The organism is Sphingomonas panaciterrae (assembly GCF_036890205.1).
Taxonomy (GTDB): domain Bacteria; phylum Pseudomonadota; class Alphaproteobacteria; order Sphingomonadales; family Sphingomonadaceae; genus Sphingomonas; species Sphingomonas panaciterrae.
Window position 1 is genome coordinate 125,145 of the sequence record NZ_JAKNQR010000004.1, and the last position, 13,741, is coordinate 138,885.

Below are 13,741 nucleotides of genomic sequence, written 5' to 3' on the forward strand. Positions count from 1 at the left end.
GCGCCACCACTCATGGCAACGCGTCTTCCCTCACCGCCCCGCGTGGGCATGGTGTCGCTCGGCTGTCCCAAGAACCTGGTCGACAGCGAACGTATCCTCACCCAGCTGCGCGCAGACGGCTATCAGATGTCGCCCGACTATGCCGGCGCTGACGTCGTGCTCGTCAACACCTGCGGCTTTCTCGATTCGGCGAAGGAGGAAAGCCTGGAGGCGATCGGCGAAGCGATCGCGGAGAACGGCCGCGTCATCGTCACCGGTTGCATGGGCAAGGAAGCCGATGTCATCCGTGCCCGCTTCCCCAACGTCCTCGCGATCACCGGCGCGCATGAATATGAGCAGGTGGTGGAGGCGGTGCATGAGGCGGCGCCCGCGAACCTGTCGCCCTATATCGATCTAATCCCCGATGCCGGGCTGAAGCTGACCCCGCGTCACTACAGCTATCTTAAGATTTCGGAGGGCTGCAACCACCGCTGCTCCTTCTGCATCATCCCGTCATTGCGCGGCGACCTGGTCAGCCGGCGCCCCGACGCGATCCTGCGTGAGGCGGAGAAGCTGGTCGCGGCCGGCACGCGCGAGCTGCTGGTGATCAGCCAGGATACCTCCGCCTACGGACTCGACCTGCGCCATGCCAGCTACCCGGTGAAGAGCGGCGGGCCGCTTTCCGGGCAAGCGCCACGCGACGTGCGTGCGCACATGACCGATCTGGCGCGCGAACTGGGCCGCATCGCGCCCTGGGTCCGCCTGCACTATGTCTACCCCTACCCGCACGTGGATCAGGTCATCCCGCTGATGGCCGAGGGGCTGGTGCTCCCGTATCTCGACATTCCGTTCCAGCATGCCGCGCCCAACGTGCTGCGTGCGATGAAGCGCCCGGCGAACGATGCCAAGGTGCTCGCCCGGCTGCGCGGCTGGCGCGAGATCTGCCCCGATATCGCGATCCGCTCGACCTTCGTCGTCGGCTTCCCGGGCGAGACCGAGGCGGACTTCGAATATCTTCTCGAATGGCTCGACGAGGCGCAGCTCGACCGCGTCGGCGCCTTCCGCTTCGAACCCGTCGAGGGCGCCAGCGCCAACGCGCTGCTCAACCCGGTGCCAGAGGAGGTGAAGGAAGAACGCTACGCCCGCATCATGGCCAAGACGGCGGCGATCAGCGCGGCCAAGCTCCAGGCCAAGATCGGTCGCAGCTTCGACGTCATCATTGACGCCGTGGGCGATGAGGGCGCCACCGGCCGCTCCTATGCCGACGCGCCGGAAATCGACGGCGAAGTCCACCTGCGCGACGCCGGCCACCTCAACGAAGGCGACATCGTCCGCGTCACGATCGAGGACGCCGACGAACACGACCTGTTCGGCGTACCCGTCACCAACTGACAATCAGCCGGGCGGCCGCAGCAATGCGCCGCCCGCTCTACCCCGCCGGCGCCGTCCGCATTACGACTGTGGACGCGACGGGCGTTTCTACCCGCGTCCTGCGCACGTGGCCGGATCGTGTGGGGAAGCGCGTGGCGCTATCGTCAAACTATACGCGGGCTTTGATTAGCCCATACGTTCCGGTGGCTGACGGCCAAGGACCTTTAGAAAGCCATCGAGGCATTGCTGGGCCAGTGCCTGTTTCCCGTCGACCTGAAGGACCGCGATCGCATAGATGATGAAGCGTAATGCGCTCGCTTCGCGGTGCTCTATGCCGCTGATTGTAATGCGACTCGCGGGCAAGCCGCTATCGTGCGCATAGAGGATCTTGTTGCGACTGTTCGCGGCCTTTAGAATCAGTTTGTCCACATTGCGATCACCTGCCGCTGCTGCGACAGATTCGTCGAAATAGTCTCCCGCTGGCACTCCGTGACGACTCCTCACCATATCCAACGGGTGCACCAGTTCCATGTGGAGGTCCGCCGGCAAGTTTCTAAGCTTGTCAAATTGGTTCAACGGCAGCGCCACCGTGACACTTGGCGGCTTCACGGCGATGGAAATGGTCAGCTTTACCTCGCGATTTGCCGCGACTGAGTGAAGGACGGCGTTCATGAAAAATGGTGCCGCTGCCTTGTGCTGATGGCTGCGCGAGTTCAATTTTTCAGCGCCCGTATAGCCGCGAACTTGAAGCGCCTTAAACAAGGCTGTGACCGCCTCTTCCTCTGCTGTTATTGCGCGGAACGACGCCATCTCCCGGTCAAGGTCAAATAGCCTCTTGGCGCGCCGGAACCCTTCAAGCGAGTTTAGCGCTCTGTACCGCACAGTTGGCAGTAAATTCACGACAGCTTTCTCGATTATGGGCTTGAAGAGCACGATTGAACCCGACGGCTCATTGCCCTCGTCGGGCATTGCTTCTTCGTCGCTCATTCCGTCAACATGAAGAAGGCAGGCAGCGGGTCAAGCCCAGACGGCGCGGACGAAAGCAGTTACGCTCTCAACCGCCTGCTCCGTGCCGCATCCATGTCGCACGGAGGCGTCGTGACGGTATCGGAAATGGCGAAAGCCGCGGTTATCAACGATGCGCAACGACAACGCTGAAAAGCGCCCCGCAAGCGCCGGCCCCGCCCGTCAAGTTATTGATTTGACAAGCGTCGCGAGTGGTAGCGGAGGAGGGACTTGAACCCCCGACCCCAGGATTATGATTCCCGTGCTCTAACCAGCTGAGCTACTCCGCCGCGCCTTCGTGAAGGGGCAAGTACCGCTCGCGAGGCGCGGGCTATAGCAGGGGTTCGCGGGGCGTCAAGCGCTGAACATGTGCCGCGACAACAACTCCCACGGACCGCCCCGATACCAATAAGCCGCCAGTCCCGTGATCTGCACCGCGCGCGGCCGGAACCCGCCCTGCAATTGCGCCAGCAGCGCGCGCGCAACCGCCGGCTCCACCTTGTTCTGCACCGTCACGTGGGGGCGCCAGCCGGCCTGATCCTGCGGCGTCAAGACGCCGGCAAAGCCATCCGCCAACCGCGCACGGATCGCCTGCAGTTCGTCGCTGGCCATGCGGTAGGCGACGCCGCGCCCGAGCGAGAATGGCGCTTCCACCCGTGCCGCAGGTGCGGGCACACCGCGTGTCTCCGCGATGAGCCGCTGCTTCACCTCTGCCGCCATGCTGGGCGGCAGATGGTGGAACATCGTCAGATGCGCGGCGAGGACGTTTCGCTCCGGCGGAAAGTGCGCCGCGCGCTGTTGATCGAACCATGCCTGGTCCGCTTTGCCGAACACGGCAGCGATGATGATCGGCGCCGCAAGCGGGCCCGGCGGCTGGGTGGGCGCGGGCTCGCTCAAATCTCGATCTGGCTGCCCAGCTCGACCACGCGGTTGGTCGGCAGGCGGAAGAATTCCATCGCGCTTTCGGCGTTGCGCAGCATCCAGGCGAACAGCTTCTCCCGCCAGATCGCCATGCCCGGCCGGGCGGAAGGCAGCAGCGTTTGTCGCGACAGGAAGAAGCTGGTCTCCATCATGCGGAACTCGCCACCGCATTCGTCAAACGATTTGAGCGCCGCAGGGATGTCCGGCGATTCCATGAAGCCGTAGCGCAGGATCACGCGGTGGAACCCCTCGCCCAGCGCCTTGTGCTCGAACCGCGACTCTTCGGCGACATAGGGCATGTCGCTGACCTTCACCGTCAGCAGGATCACGCGCTCGTGCAGCACGCGATTGTGCTTGAGGTTGTGGAGCAATGCGTGCGGCACGCCCTCGGGGGTGGAGGTCATGAACACCGCCGTCCCCGGCACCCGCGTCGCGCTGCCCGCGGCGGAGCCGATGAACACCTTGATCGGCATCGCCCCCTCGCGCATCCGTTCCAGCATCAGCTTGCGGCCCGTGGCCCAGGTGGTCAGCAGCACGAAGACGATGATCGCCACCAGCAGCGGGAACCAGCCGCCGTCGGGCACCTTCGTGAGGTTGGATGAGAAATACAGCCCGTCGATGCACAGGAACACCGCGACGAACGGCACCACCGCCCACAAGGGCCAATGCCAGACGCGCTGGATCAGCACCGCGACCATGCAGGTGGAAATGAACATCGTCCCCGTCACCGCGATGCCATAGGCCGCCGCAAGGTTGGACGATTCGCGAAAGCCCAGGATCAGCAGCAGCACCATCGTCAGCAGCGCCCAGTTGATCGACGGGATGTAGATCTGCCCCGCGGCCGACGCGCTGGTATGTTCGATCCGGATGCGCGGCATCAGGCCCAGCTGCACCGCCTGCTGCACCACCGAATAGGCGCCGGTGATCACCGCCTGGCTGGCGATGACGGTCGCCATGGTGGCCAGGATCACCAGCGGCAGGCGCCATTGCTCGGGCGCCATCAGGAAGAACGGGTTTTTCGCCGCCGTTGGGTCGCTCAGCATCAGCGCGCCCTGCCCCAGGTAATTGAGCATCAGCGCCGGGAACACGAACCACAGCCAGGCATAAGCGATCGGCTTGCGCCCGAAATGCCCCATATCGGCGTAGAGCGCCTCGGCGCCGGTCACCGCCAGCACGACCGAGCCGAGCGCCAGGAACGCCAGCATCCCGTCGGCCGCGGCGAAACGGAACGCCCAGCGCGGATCAAGCGCCAGCAGGATCTCCGGCTGCGCCACCACATGGTACAGGCCAAGTGCGCTAAGCGTGACGAAGTAGATCGTCATGATCGGCCCGAACAGCCGCCCCACCCGCGCGGTGCCGACCGATTGCAGGTAGAACAGCCCGATCAGGATCGTGACCGAAATCGGGATGACGAAGCTGTCGAACCGCTGCTCGACCGTCGCCAGTCCCTCCACCGCCGATAGCACCGAGATCGCCGGCGTGATCATGCAGTCGCCAAAGAACAGTGCGGTGGCGAGCACGCCCAGCACGACCAGCCCCGGCTCCCACCGTTTGCCCGCCCCGCTGCGCCGCTGGATCAGCGCCAGCAGCGCCAGGCTTCCGCCCTCGCCATTGTTGTCCGCGCGCAGGATGGTCATCACATATTTGCACGTGACGATCAGCACCAGCGACCAGAAGACGAGGCTCACCACGCCAAAGATATGCAGTTGGTCGACGGCGAGCGGATGGTGCCCGACGAACACCTCCTTCATCGCATACAGCGGGCTCGTCCCGATATCGCCATAGACGACACCGATCGCGCCCAGCGCCAGCTTGCGCAGCGAATCGCTGTGATGATGGCCATGCGCTTGGGGCACAGCTGCGCCGGCGGCCGGGCTCATCAAAGCGCCGCTGACGCCAGGTTCAAGGGGAAGAAAGCCACCGTCATCCTGTCAAAGCCTCGGCGCGCCTAGCACTTGTTCCCATCCGCGCAAGCGGGAACGTTACAAGAACATAGGAGTTGCTGCTCCTGAAAGGAAGAGTTTCATGAGCGACTCGAACCCAAAGAGCGAACCCTTTTCAAACGCGGAAAAGGATCCCGACGACTGGACGACCGGCGACGAGCCGATGACCGGCGCGCAGGCAAGTTACTTGAATACGTTGAGCGAGGAAGCCGGCGAACCGTTCGAGGAACAACTTAGCAAGGCCGACGCCTCAAAGCGGATCGACGCGCTTCAGGAGAAAACAGGCCGCGGACGCTGAGGCGATTCGTCGCCGCGGGCTTGCGGATCAGCGGCCCGCCTGCTCCGTCGCGGCGATGAACTGGTCCAGCACCTTGAGCTGGTTGGCGATGGTGGTGCGGTAATCCATGCCTTCGGGCGACAGGATCACCGCGCGCGCCAGCATCCGCCGCGCGGCGGGCAGGTCGCCGGCGCGGACGTAGGCGATGCCGGCATAATAAGGCGGCGCCGGATGCTCGGGCGCCAGTTGAAACGCCCGCCCGAACGCCAGCTTCGCTGCCGGCGACATCTGGTCGCCATCCAGCATCACCAGGTTGCTGCCCAGCTGAGTCCACAGGATGAAGCTGCGCGGCAACGCCCGCACCCCGCCGAGCACGACCTGCGCGGCGGCGCGCTTGTCGCCCGCGCGCAGCATCGCGTCCGACGCGACGATATAGGCGGTGTCGGCGGTGTAGCGGCCCATCAGCCGCTCGCGCAGCATGATCGCCTCGGGTTCGATCGGCACCGCGTCGACTCGCGGCTTGGCCGGGGCCGCCGCCTGCCCCGGCCGCCCCTGCCAGGCATAGCCCGCCGCGCCCAGGAACAGCGCCGCCCCCGCGAACGACCACAGCAGCCGCGGCAGCCGAAGCAGCACCAGCGCGCCAAAGACCAGCGCACCGACCAGCGCCAGGCCGATGAAGCCGCTCACGGCTCCAGGCTCTTCGTCTCGTGCATCTTCCCGGCCAGCTCAGGCGGCATGTACTTTTCGTCATGCTTGGCGAGTAGGTTGGATGCGACAAACGATCCATCCGGGCGGAAACGCCCCTCCGCCACCACGCCCGATCCCTCGCGGAACAGGTTGGGGACAATTCCGGCGAACTGCACCGGGGTCGTCGCGCGACCATCGCTGACCGTGAACAGGATCGTCACGCCATCGGCGGCGCGCGCCACCGATCCCGCCGCCACCATGCCGCCCAGCCGCACCGCGCGGTCGGAGGCGAGCACCTCCTGCGTCACGTCGGACGGCGCATAGAAGAACGCCGCCTGGTCACGCAGCCCCGACAGCGCGAGCAGCGCCGCCAGCGTGATCGCCAGCAGCGCGGCGCCCGCCAGCCACAATCGCTGATGCTTCGCCTTCACTTGCCGCCCTTCTCCGCCTCGCGCATCGCGCGCCAGCTGACGAGCACGATCACCGCCGTCGCGGACAGCGCGACCGCATAAGCGGCAATGACATAGGGCCAGGCGATCATGCGCGTGCCTTCCGGCGCATCCGCGCCTCTGCCTTGGCGACCGCCAGCAACGTGCGCATCCGCATCAGCACCACCGCGCCGAACAGGAACGAAAACCCGAACAGCATGATCGGCAGCGGCCACAGGATCGACAGGTCGATCGTCGAATGGGTGAGGCCGATGCTCGGCCCCTGGTGCAGCGTGTTCCACCACACCACCGAATAACGGATGATCGGCAGCAGGACGGTCCCCGCCACGCCGAACAGCGCCGCGATCCGCCCGTCGCCGCCGCGCTCGCGGTCGGCCCGCGCCAGCGCGATATAGCCGAGATAGACGAAGAACAGCAGCAGCATCGACGTCAGCCGCCCGTCCCACTGCCAGTACGTGCCCCAGGTCGGCCGGCCCCAGATCGCGCCGGTCAGCAGGCAGATGGCGGCAAAGGCAGCACCCGGCAGGGCGATCGCGCGCGCCGCCACGTCAGCCAGCGGGTGGCGCCAGACGAGATAGGCGATGCTGGAAATCGCGATGCCGCTCCATCCGCCCATGCCCAGCCAGGCCGACGGCACATGGACGTACATGATGCGGACGGTCTCGCCCTGCAGGTAGTCGGGCGGCGTCTGCGTCAGCCCGGCCCAGCTGCCGACGATGATCAGCACAAGGCCAAGCCACCCCAGGATCGGGGTCAGCGGACGCGCGATCTTCAGGAAGCGCGCAGGATTGGCGAGGGCGTGAAGGGCAGACACGATGGGCTTCCCTTATGGGGAAATTGGCGGCGCGTCATCTGCTTGAACGCATCGGCCCGGCGCGCTGATCGCCCGGGGGCCGGCCTGGCGGGCGCCGCGATACCCGCCGGCGCCCGGAAAGCGGCGGAAGGCAGCCAGGGCCGCCTCCACCCGTCACCTCAGGCGCGGCCGATCAGGCGGCGCGCAATACGGTCGGCGACGTCGGCGGCGGGATCGCCGCTGCTGTCGCTCTCGTCCCACACCTCGACCAGGCGGTCCGGGATGCGGGCGATGCGCGCCTTAACCTCGGCCTCGTCACCCTGCCCGAGATATTCCAGGCCGACGTTGATGATGCCGCCAGCGTTGATGACGTAATCGGGCGCGAACAGCACGCCGCGCTCATGCAGGCGGCGGCCGTCCGCACGGGTGGCGAGCTGGTTGTTCGCACCACCGGCGACCACCTTCACCTTCAGCGCCGCGATCGATTCCTCAGTCAGCACCGCGCCCAGCGCATTGGGGCTGACGAGATCGACGTCGGACGCCAAGATCGATTCGGCCGGGGCAGTCGTCGCACGCAGCTCCGCCGCCAGCGCCGCGGCGCGATCGGCGTTCACATCGGCCAGCGTCAGCACCGCGCCATCGGCCGCCAGCAGGCGAGCGAGGCCGCCACCGACCGAACCGACACCTTGGATCGCGACGCGCACGCCCTTCATGTCGGTCGCGCCCAGCCCGCGCTTCGCCGCGGCCTTCACGCCCAGATATACGCCAAGTGCGGTGTACGGCCCGGGGTCGCCGCCCGCCGCGCCGCTCGCCACCGGCAGGCCGGACACGTAGCGCGTTTCCTCGGAAATCACCTTCATCCGCGCTTCGGACATGCCGACGTCCTCGGCGGTCACATAGCGGCCACCCAGCGATTCGGTCGCGCGGCCGAACGCGCGCAGCTGCTCCTCGGTGATCGTCGCGCCCGGCTTGTCGGCCAGCACCACGCCCTTGCCACCGCCCAGCGCGAGGCCGGCCATGGCGTTCTTGAAGCTCATGCCGCGCGACAGGCGCAGCGCGTCGGTGATCGCGGCAGCGTCGGTCGCATAATGCCAGAAGCGCACGCCGCCCGCGGCCGGGCCAAGCGCCGTCGAATGCACGGCAATGACCGCGCGCAGACCCGATGCCGGGTCAGTGAACAGATGGACGCCCTCATGGTCGTCAAAATCGGGGAAGCCCCACGCGGTCATCTCAACCCTCCGGTGGTCGTACGAAAATTGTCGACAGGCGCAATAATGTTGCCGCCGCGAAAAGGCGAGGATGAAATTGCGAGGGGGAAAATGGGGCGATCGACGGGACTTGAACCCGCGACCCTCGGTACCACAAACCGATGCTCTAACCAACTGAGCTACGATCGCCGTCAGAATGGGCGCCCCTACGGCCGGGCGCTGGCGGCGTCAAGGGACTTGGCTCGCCCCAACCTCAAAACTCCCACTCGGCGGCGTCAGCGTGGTTCGTTCAGAACCTGCCCTCGATCGCCAGTTCCATGCCCGTGTCGGTCTGGACGAAGCCGGCCGCCTGCAACCGCAGCGCCGCCGCCGGATCGCTCGGTTGCAGCGTCAGTTCGGCACGGTACCGCCCGTCCGGCCACAGCCTGATGGTGCTTCCTTCATTCCCGGCCGCGCTGACCAGCGGCAGCATCAACGCCCCGCCGTCACAGCGCGCATTGCCCGTCAGCGTCGCCGGCACCGGCAATTCGCCGATGTCGCCGGCAAGGGTGGCGCGAACCCGTCCCTCGGCCGATTCGCACTGGTCGCCGCTGAACCGCACACTGACCTGCTCCAGATCCAGCACCGTCACCGGAACCGGGCGAAATGCCGTTCCCACCGGCAGCGTTGCCGTGATGTCGTGCAGGGCAAAGCTGTGCCGGCTGACCGCGATCGCCCCGCTGAGCCGCGGCGCCGGCGGCACGGCGACACCATCCAGCACAACCTGCGCACGCCCCAGCAACAATGGCAGCGGCGACACCCCGGCCGACAGGTCACCCAGCGCGATCTGCCCGAACCGTGCCTCGCGCAAATGGCCGGACCAGATGCTGCCGCTCACCGACCGCGCGGTCAGCCCCTGCTCCGCCAGCCCGAACCAGCCAAGCGCCAGCCGCAGCGGCAGGAACACGATCAACGCCACCACGAACATGGCGAGAAACAGCGCGTTGGGTCCTGTCTTCAGCCGGATACGCTTCATGCCTCGCGCCCCCTCAGCGTCATCGTCGCCGATACCGTGCCGTCGCCATTGCCGGTGATCGTGGTCGCATCGACCAGCAGCCCGTCCGCTTCCAGCGTGGCGATCCAGCCGAGCAGCGCGCCGGGCTTCGCGGTGGCGATGGCGATGCGAACGGCATTGCCGTCCGGCTCCAGCGTGGTCAGCGTAAAGCCTGCCTCGTCGGCGCGCGTGCGGATCGCATCGGGCAGCGGGCCTTCGATCGGGCTGGGCCGCGCGCGCTGAATCGCCTTCACCTGCGCCACCTCGCGCTGAACCTCGCCCAGCCGAACGACGGCAGTCGCATATCGCTCGCGGCTGGATGCCAGGCCGTCGCGCACCGGGCGGATCACGCCGGCCCACAGGATCGTCACCACCAGCAGCGCCAGCATGACCAGGATCAACCGCCGCTCGCGCAGCGACCGCCCCTGATACCAGCTCATCAGATTGCTCATCGCAGGGCCCTCATGGCAGCGCCACCGTCACATCGCCGCGCAGGCGCTGGCCGTTCGACTCGAACGTGCTCGCGGTCACGACGAACCCGGCCTCGCGCAGCCGGGCAACGATCTGGTTGGCCTGCGCCTCCCCTTCCGCCGCGACGGTCGCGCGCAAGGTACCGTTGGGCTCGAAGGTTAGCGCCACCAATTCGGTGCCCGCGACGCCGCGCACCGCGCTCGACAGCGCCGCCGCGGTCGCGGTGAAGCCGGCGCCGGGTCCGCGCAGCCGCGCCAGCCGTTCCGCCAGCAATCGATCCGCATCGCCCTGATCCGCGCCGCGCGGCAATCCGTCACGCGCGATCGCCTCGGCCCGCGCGTCGGCGGCGTCGGCAGCGGCGGAATATTTGGCGATCCGAACCACGTCGATCGCCAGCGTGGCCAGCAGGATCAACCCGCCCAGCACCGCCAGCCGACGCACCAGCCGCCAGTCGATCGCCCGCCGCCGACGCTTCGCAAACGGCCCCTGCCGCAGGTCCAGCTCGGGCCGGCCAACCGCCGACACGATCGCGGCGTCCAGTGCATCGCGTCCCAGCGTTTCGGGCGAATCGTCGCCAGTGATCAACGCGGTCAGCCGCGCTTCATCGGCAAAACCGCTCGACGGGCCACGCACCACCGATTGGGGGCCGAATTGTGCCCGAACATATCCGCTATCGGGCCGCGGCAGCAGCATCGGTGCCGGAATAACGGCCGCCGGATCGATGCCGATTCCGGCCAGCGCGTCGAGCCACGCGCGCATCCGCTCCGCCGCCACCACGCCGATCGGGCGCTCGCGCGGGTCGGTCTCGCCACCCCCCGCTTCGGCCGCCCCCACCGCCACATGAAGCCGCTCGATCGGCGACGCACTCGCATCGCTGACCAGAATGCGCGCCGCGGCGGCGGCCTGCGCGGCGGAGCGCGCGGGGATATCCGCCCAGTGAAGCGTCACCGCATCGGCCGGCGCCACCGCGATCACCGCCCCCGCGTCTCCCTCGGGCAGCCCCTCACCGCGATCGACGATCGCATCCCGGTCGATCCGAAGCCACTGCCACGGATCATCGGCGCCGGGCGGCAGGAAAAGCAGCGTGGCCGTCATGACAATTCCCCCCATTGCCGCGAAACAAGCCGTGCCGGCAGCCGCGTCGCGTCGATCAACGCCCGCTCCTGCAATTGGCTGTTCGCGACCGTCACGTCGACCCGCAGGTCGAACCATTTCGTCTTCACATCGGCCTGCTGCTGCGCCGCCGGATCGGGCGTAATCCCCTGTTCGGACAAGGGCTTCCAGAAATCGGCTATCTCGCCATAGCCAGCCGCCGGTCGGCGCAGCAGCAACGCGCGCGCCTGATCGACGCCCAGCGTGTCCGGCAACAGCATGGCGATCAAGGGCGCCTGCTCCGGCGTCAGCGTGTTCACGTTCAGCCGCGATCGTTCGGCGGTGGGCAGCGTGCACAGCCACGGGCGCAGCTTGGCATAGGCCTCCGCCGTCACGCCGGCCACCGCACGCAACTCGCTGGGGTCGACCATCAGCGTGCCGCCGGTCCGGTACGGCGTCGCCAGCCCACCATAAGCGCTATCCTCCGCCCCCGCGCCAAGCGGCTGGTCATCGCTGTCGATCCAGTCCGCTGCGGCGGCGGCAATTCCGTCGCCGCCCGGCACGTTGAGCAGCCGGGCAAGCCGCGCGAACTGAGTCACCGCGGTCGGATCGGCGACATAAACGCCATCAAGATCGGTCACCAGGCTGTTGAGGTTGAAGCAGTTTCCCCCGTCGGTCACGCGCGCGGTGGCAACCCCGCCCGGCAGCGGGATCGTATAGGGTCGGTCGCTCCAGCCGCCTGCCAACGTGATCCGGCCGGGCTCGCGTTGCAGCATGTCGGTGATCCGCCCCGTGGCCAGCGCCTCTGCGGCAAAGGCCAGCGCGCGCGCCTGATCCAGTGCGACCGCGTTGGCGGTCAGCCGTGTCGACAGCCGCAATCGCTCCAGCGCGGTCGCCGCCATCACCGCGATGATCGCCACCAGCAGCAGGACGGTAAGCAGCGCGGCACCGCGCTCTCCCTCACGTTTGCGGCGCATCGGGTTGCTCACGCGGCCGCGGCGGCGCACCGCTCCCAACCAGGAACATCTGGCGAAACACCGTGCCGTCATCACGCTGGATCGCCAGCTCGAACGCCTGGGGCAGCGGCGCACCCGGCACGCCATCCCAGCGGTCGTTCCAGGCGCCAGCGACCCGATAACGCATCCGCACGCCCCGAACGCCGGTGATCGTCGTCGCTGCCGGCAGCGCCGGCGCGCCGTCCACCATCGGCCATGCGATCCGCTCCAGCGCGTCGCCTGCCAGCCGATAGCTGACCTTCTGCAGCGTCGATCGTGGTTGCGCGTCGATATTGCTCCAGCCGGCACGCACCAGGGTCACGCTATTCTCGTTGCCAACAAAGGCGGGAAAGCGCGTGCCCCGCTCGTCACGTGCCGGCCGGTCGATCGCCTGCGCCAGATCGGCCCCCATCAATGACGACAGGCGCGCCAGCGCCCCGACATCGTCCAGCCGCTCGACCGTCGCACCCTGCGCGCGCACGCTGAACGCCAGCAGCCCGACCCCGGCGGAGGCGATCATGCCAAAGATCATCAGCGCCACCATCACCTCGACCAGGGTGAAGCCGTTGGCGCGGCGCCGGGCGGGCCGGGCGGTCACGATATCTGAACCTCGAGCTGCGGCGGCCGGATCATGGTCAATCGACCCAGCGGCCGCCCCTGCGCATCCGCCACCGCGACGTCGATCCTCAGGATACGCGCGTCGCCGGTCGGGCGAACATCGCGCACCCAGCGCCATGCCCGCCCGCCATTTTGCTCCACCCCCGCCGCCCGGCCGAGCGCCGGCGCGCGCGCCGACGTCACCGCATCGATTGCGACATTACGCGCCACCATCTGGGCGACCACCGTATCGCCGAGCAGTGCGGTGGAGCGGATCGTCGCGCCTTCCAGCCGGATCAGCGCCAGCGCAGCCAGGCTGAACACCGCCAGCGCGACCATCACCTCGATCAGCGTGAATCCGGCGCTGCCGCCGCGTCGCGGAGCAGGTTCAGCCATCGACCCGCGCGCCTCCGTCCGACCCCAGCGTCACCGTCACGCGGGTCCGCTCACGCCGCAACGGCACCACCAGTGCGCGGTCGGCCATGCCGGTCGGATCAAATGTCACCCGCGTCCGCTCGGCCACCAGCGCCTCGGTCCCCTCCCCCCATTGCGATACGCGCAGCGGCTTGTCCGCCAATGCCATCCATTGGCCACCGCGCCGCTCGTCAAAGCCGTAGCCGCTGCGATCCACCCAGACGCTGACCGGCCGCCCGCCAATGACGGCGGCATCATGCGCGGCACGCACGCGCGTCGCAAAGCGCGCGCCCTCATCGATCAGGCGGCCGCGCGGGTCGGGCATCGCCAGCACGGCAATGGCGGAGGCAAGGCCGATGATGGTGATGACGATCATCAGTTCGACCAGCGTGAACCCGCGCGACCCCGCATCGCGCCGCCACGCCGGACCGGGGCGCTCGCGGGTCCAGTATCGGGACCGGGCTGATCGCATCATCGGGCCTCGCCGCTCTGGCCAGCCTCTATCG

At 67.7% G+C, this 13,741-nt stretch carries 16 protein-coding genes and 2 tRNA genes; 2 read left to right on the plus strand and 16 right to left on the minus strand.

Annotation, left to right across the window (positions count from 1 at the left end; genetic code table 11):
* Nucleotides 1-12: 12 nt before the first annotated feature.
* A complete protein-coding gene (rimO, locus tag L8F96_RS12300; protein ID WP_334656159.1) occupies nt 13-1,371 on the plus strand; it encodes a 30S ribosomal protein S12 methylthiotransferase RimO in 1,359 nt (452 codons plus the stop codon).
* Nucleotides 1,372-1,536: 165 nt separating this feature from the next.
* Here rimO and L8F96_RS12305 read toward each other — a convergent pair whose 3' ends face one another.
* The 4 genes from L8F96_RS12305 to L8F96_RS12320 form a co-directional block, all read right to left on the minus strand.
* A complete protein-coding gene (locus L8F96_RS12305) occupies nt 1,537-2,337 on the minus strand; it encodes a hypothetical protein (protein WP_334656160.1) in 801 nt (266 codons plus the stop codon).
* 231 nt (nt 2,338-2,568) lie between these two features.
* Nucleotides 2,569-2,645 (minus strand) — tRNA-Met (locus L8F96_RS12310).
* A 64-nt stretch (nt 2,646-2,709) separates the two neighbouring features.
* Nucleotides 2,710-3,252: a 2'-5' RNA ligase family protein gene (locus tag L8F96_RS12315; protein WP_334656161.1), complete on the minus strand. Its 543-nt coding sequence runs from the start codon at nt 3,250-3,252 to the stop codon at nt 2,710-2,712.
* On the minus strand, nt 3,249-5,156 hold the full coding sequence (locus L8F96_RS12320) for a potassium transporter Kup (RefSeq protein WP_136452288.1): 1,908 nt from the start codon (nt 5,154-5,156) through the stop codon (nt 3,249-3,251). Before L8F96_RS12320 ends, L8F96_RS12315 begins: the two co-directional genes overlap by 4 nt.
* A 145-nt stretch (nt 5,157-5,301) precedes the next feature.
* Here L8F96_RS12320 and L8F96_RS12325 point away from each other — a divergent pair, with 145 nt between their 5' ends.
* Nucleotides 5,302-5,517, plus strand: a complete 216-nt coding sequence (locus L8F96_RS12325; protein ID WP_334656162.1) for a DUF3072 domain-containing protein — start codon at nt 5,302-5,304, stop codon at nt 5,515-5,517.
* Nucleotides 5,518-5,544: 27 nt separating this feature from the next.
* On the opposite strand, the gene L8F96_RS12330 is transcribed toward L8F96_RS12325, so the two are convergent.
* From L8F96_RS12330 to L8F96_RS12385, 12 genes are all read right to left on the minus strand, one after another.
* Nucleotides 5,545-6,183, minus strand: a complete 639-nt coding sequence (locus tag L8F96_RS12330) for a tetratricopeptide repeat protein (RefSeq protein ID WP_334656163.1) — start codon at nt 6,181-6,183, stop codon at nt 5,545-5,547.
* Nucleotides 6,180-6,614 (minus strand): cytochrome c maturation protein CcmE, encoded by a 435-nt coding sequence (gene ccmE, locus L8F96_RS12335; RefSeq protein ID WP_125944843.1) that lies wholly within the window; start codon nt 6,612-6,614, stop codon nt 6,180-6,182. Before ccmE ends, L8F96_RS12330 begins: the two co-directional genes overlap by 4 nt.
* A gap of 106 nt (nt 6,615-6,720) precedes the next feature.
* Nucleotides 6,721-7,446 carry a heme ABC transporter permease CcmC gene (ccmC, locus tag L8F96_RS12340; protein ID WP_334656164.1) on the minus strand — a complete coding sequence of 242 codons (726 nt, stop codon included), beginning with the start codon at nt 7,444-7,446 and terminating at the stop codon, nt 6,721-6,723.
* A 158-nt stretch (nt 7,447-7,604) separates the two neighbouring features.
* Nucleotides 7,605-8,654, minus strand: a complete 1,050-nt coding sequence (locus L8F96_RS12345) for a Glu/Leu/Phe/Val dehydrogenase family protein (RefSeq protein ID WP_334656165.1) — start codon at nt 8,652-8,654, stop codon at nt 7,605-7,607.
* A 91-nt stretch (nt 8,655-8,745) separates the two neighbouring features.
* A tRNA-His gene (locus L8F96_RS12350) sits at nt 8,746-8,822 on the minus strand.
* Between the two features lie 100 nt (nt 8,823-8,922).
* Nucleotides 8,923-9,648: a type II secretion system protein N gene (locus L8F96_RS12355; protein ID WP_334656166.1), complete on the minus strand. Its 726-nt coding sequence runs from the start codon at nt 9,646-9,648 to the stop codon at nt 8,923-8,925.
* The gene (gene gspM / locus L8F96_RS12360; RefSeq protein ID WP_046411494.1) at nt 9,645-10,118 is read right to left on the minus strand and encodes a type II secretion system protein GspM; all 474 of its coding nucleotides are present in this window, start codon (nt 10,116-10,118) and stop codon (nt 9,645-9,647) included. The genes L8F96_RS12355 and gspM overlap by 4 nt, the downstream gene beginning before the upstream one ends.
* A 10-nt stretch (nt 10,119-10,128) precedes the next feature.
* On the minus strand, nt 10,129-11,232 hold the full coding sequence (gspL, locus tag L8F96_RS12365; RefSeq protein WP_334656167.1) for a type II secretion system protein GspL: 1,104 nt from the start codon (nt 11,230-11,232) through the stop codon (nt 10,129-10,131).
* Nucleotides 11,229-12,206, minus strand: coding sequence for a type II secretion system minor pseudopilin GspK (gene gspK, locus L8F96_RS12370; protein WP_334656168.1), 978 nt, complete (start codon nt 12,204-12,206; stop codon nt 11,229-11,231). Before gspK ends, gspL begins: the two co-directional genes overlap by 4 nt.
* On the minus strand, nt 12,190-12,822 hold the full coding sequence (gene gspJ, locus L8F96_RS12375) for a type II secretion system minor pseudopilin GspJ (RefSeq protein WP_082103209.1): 633 nt from the start codon (nt 12,820-12,822) through the stop codon (nt 12,190-12,192). The genes gspK and gspJ overlap by 17 nt, the downstream gene beginning before the upstream one ends.
* The gene (gene gspI, locus L8F96_RS12380) at nt 12,819-13,217 is read right to left on the minus strand and encodes a type II secretion system minor pseudopilin GspI (protein WP_296218892.1); all 399 of its coding nucleotides are present in this window, start codon (nt 13,215-13,217) and stop codon (nt 12,819-12,821) included. The genes gspJ and gspI overlap by 4 nt, the downstream gene beginning before the upstream one ends.
* Nucleotides 13,210-13,710: a GspH/FimT family pseudopilin gene (locus L8F96_RS12385; RefSeq protein WP_314470073.1), complete on the minus strand. Its 501-nt coding sequence runs from the start codon at nt 13,708-13,710 to the stop codon at nt 13,210-13,212. The genes gspI and L8F96_RS12385 overlap by 8 nt, the downstream gene beginning before the upstream one ends.
* Nucleotides 13,711-13,741: the final 31 nt, after the last annotated feature.

Bases quoted from the DNA above. Each gene is read 5' to 3' on its own strand.
- rimO (WP_334656159.1), top strand. From the start codon at position 13: ATGGCAACGCGTCTTCCCTCACCGCCCCGCGTGGGCATGGTGTCGCTC.
- L8F96_RS12305 (WP_334656160.1), bottom strand. From the start codon at position 2,337: ATGAGCGACGAAGAAGCAATGCCCGACGAGGGCAATGAGCCGTCGGGT.
- L8F96_RS12320 (WP_136452288.1), bottom strand. From the start codon at position 5,156: ATGAGCCCGGCCGCCGGCGCAGCTGTGCCCCAAGCGCATGGCCATCAT.
- L8F96_RS12325 (WP_334656162.1), top strand. From the start codon at position 5,302: ATGAGCGACTCGAACCCAAAGAGCGAACCCTTTTCAAACGCGGAAAAG.
- L8F96_RS12345 (WP_334656165.1), bottom strand. From the start codon at position 8,654: ATGACCGCGTGGGGCTTCCCCGATTTTGACGACCATGAGGGCGTCCAT.
- L8F96_RS12355 (WP_334656166.1), bottom strand. From the start codon at position 9,648: ATGAAGCGTATCCGGCTGAAGACAGGACCCAACGCGCTGTTTCTCGCC.
- gspM (WP_046411494.1), bottom strand. From the start codon at position 10,118: ATGAGCAATCTGATGAGCTGGTATCAGGGGCGGTCGCTGCGCGAGCGG.
- gspL (WP_334656167.1), bottom strand. From the start codon at position 11,232: ATGACGGCCACGCTGCTTTTCCTGCCGCCCGGCGCCGATGATCCGTGG.
- gspK (WP_334656168.1), bottom strand. From the start codon at position 12,206: ATGCGCCGCAAACGTGAGGGAGAGCGCGGTGCCGCGCTGCTTACCGTC.
- gspI (WP_296218892.1), bottom strand. From the start codon at position 13,217: ATGGCTGAACCTGCTCCGCGACGCGGCGGCAGCGCCGGATTCACGCTG.
- L8F96_RS12385 (WP_314470073.1), bottom strand. From the start codon at position 13,710: ATGATGCGATCAGCCCGGTCCCGATACTGGACCCGCGAGCGCCCCGGT.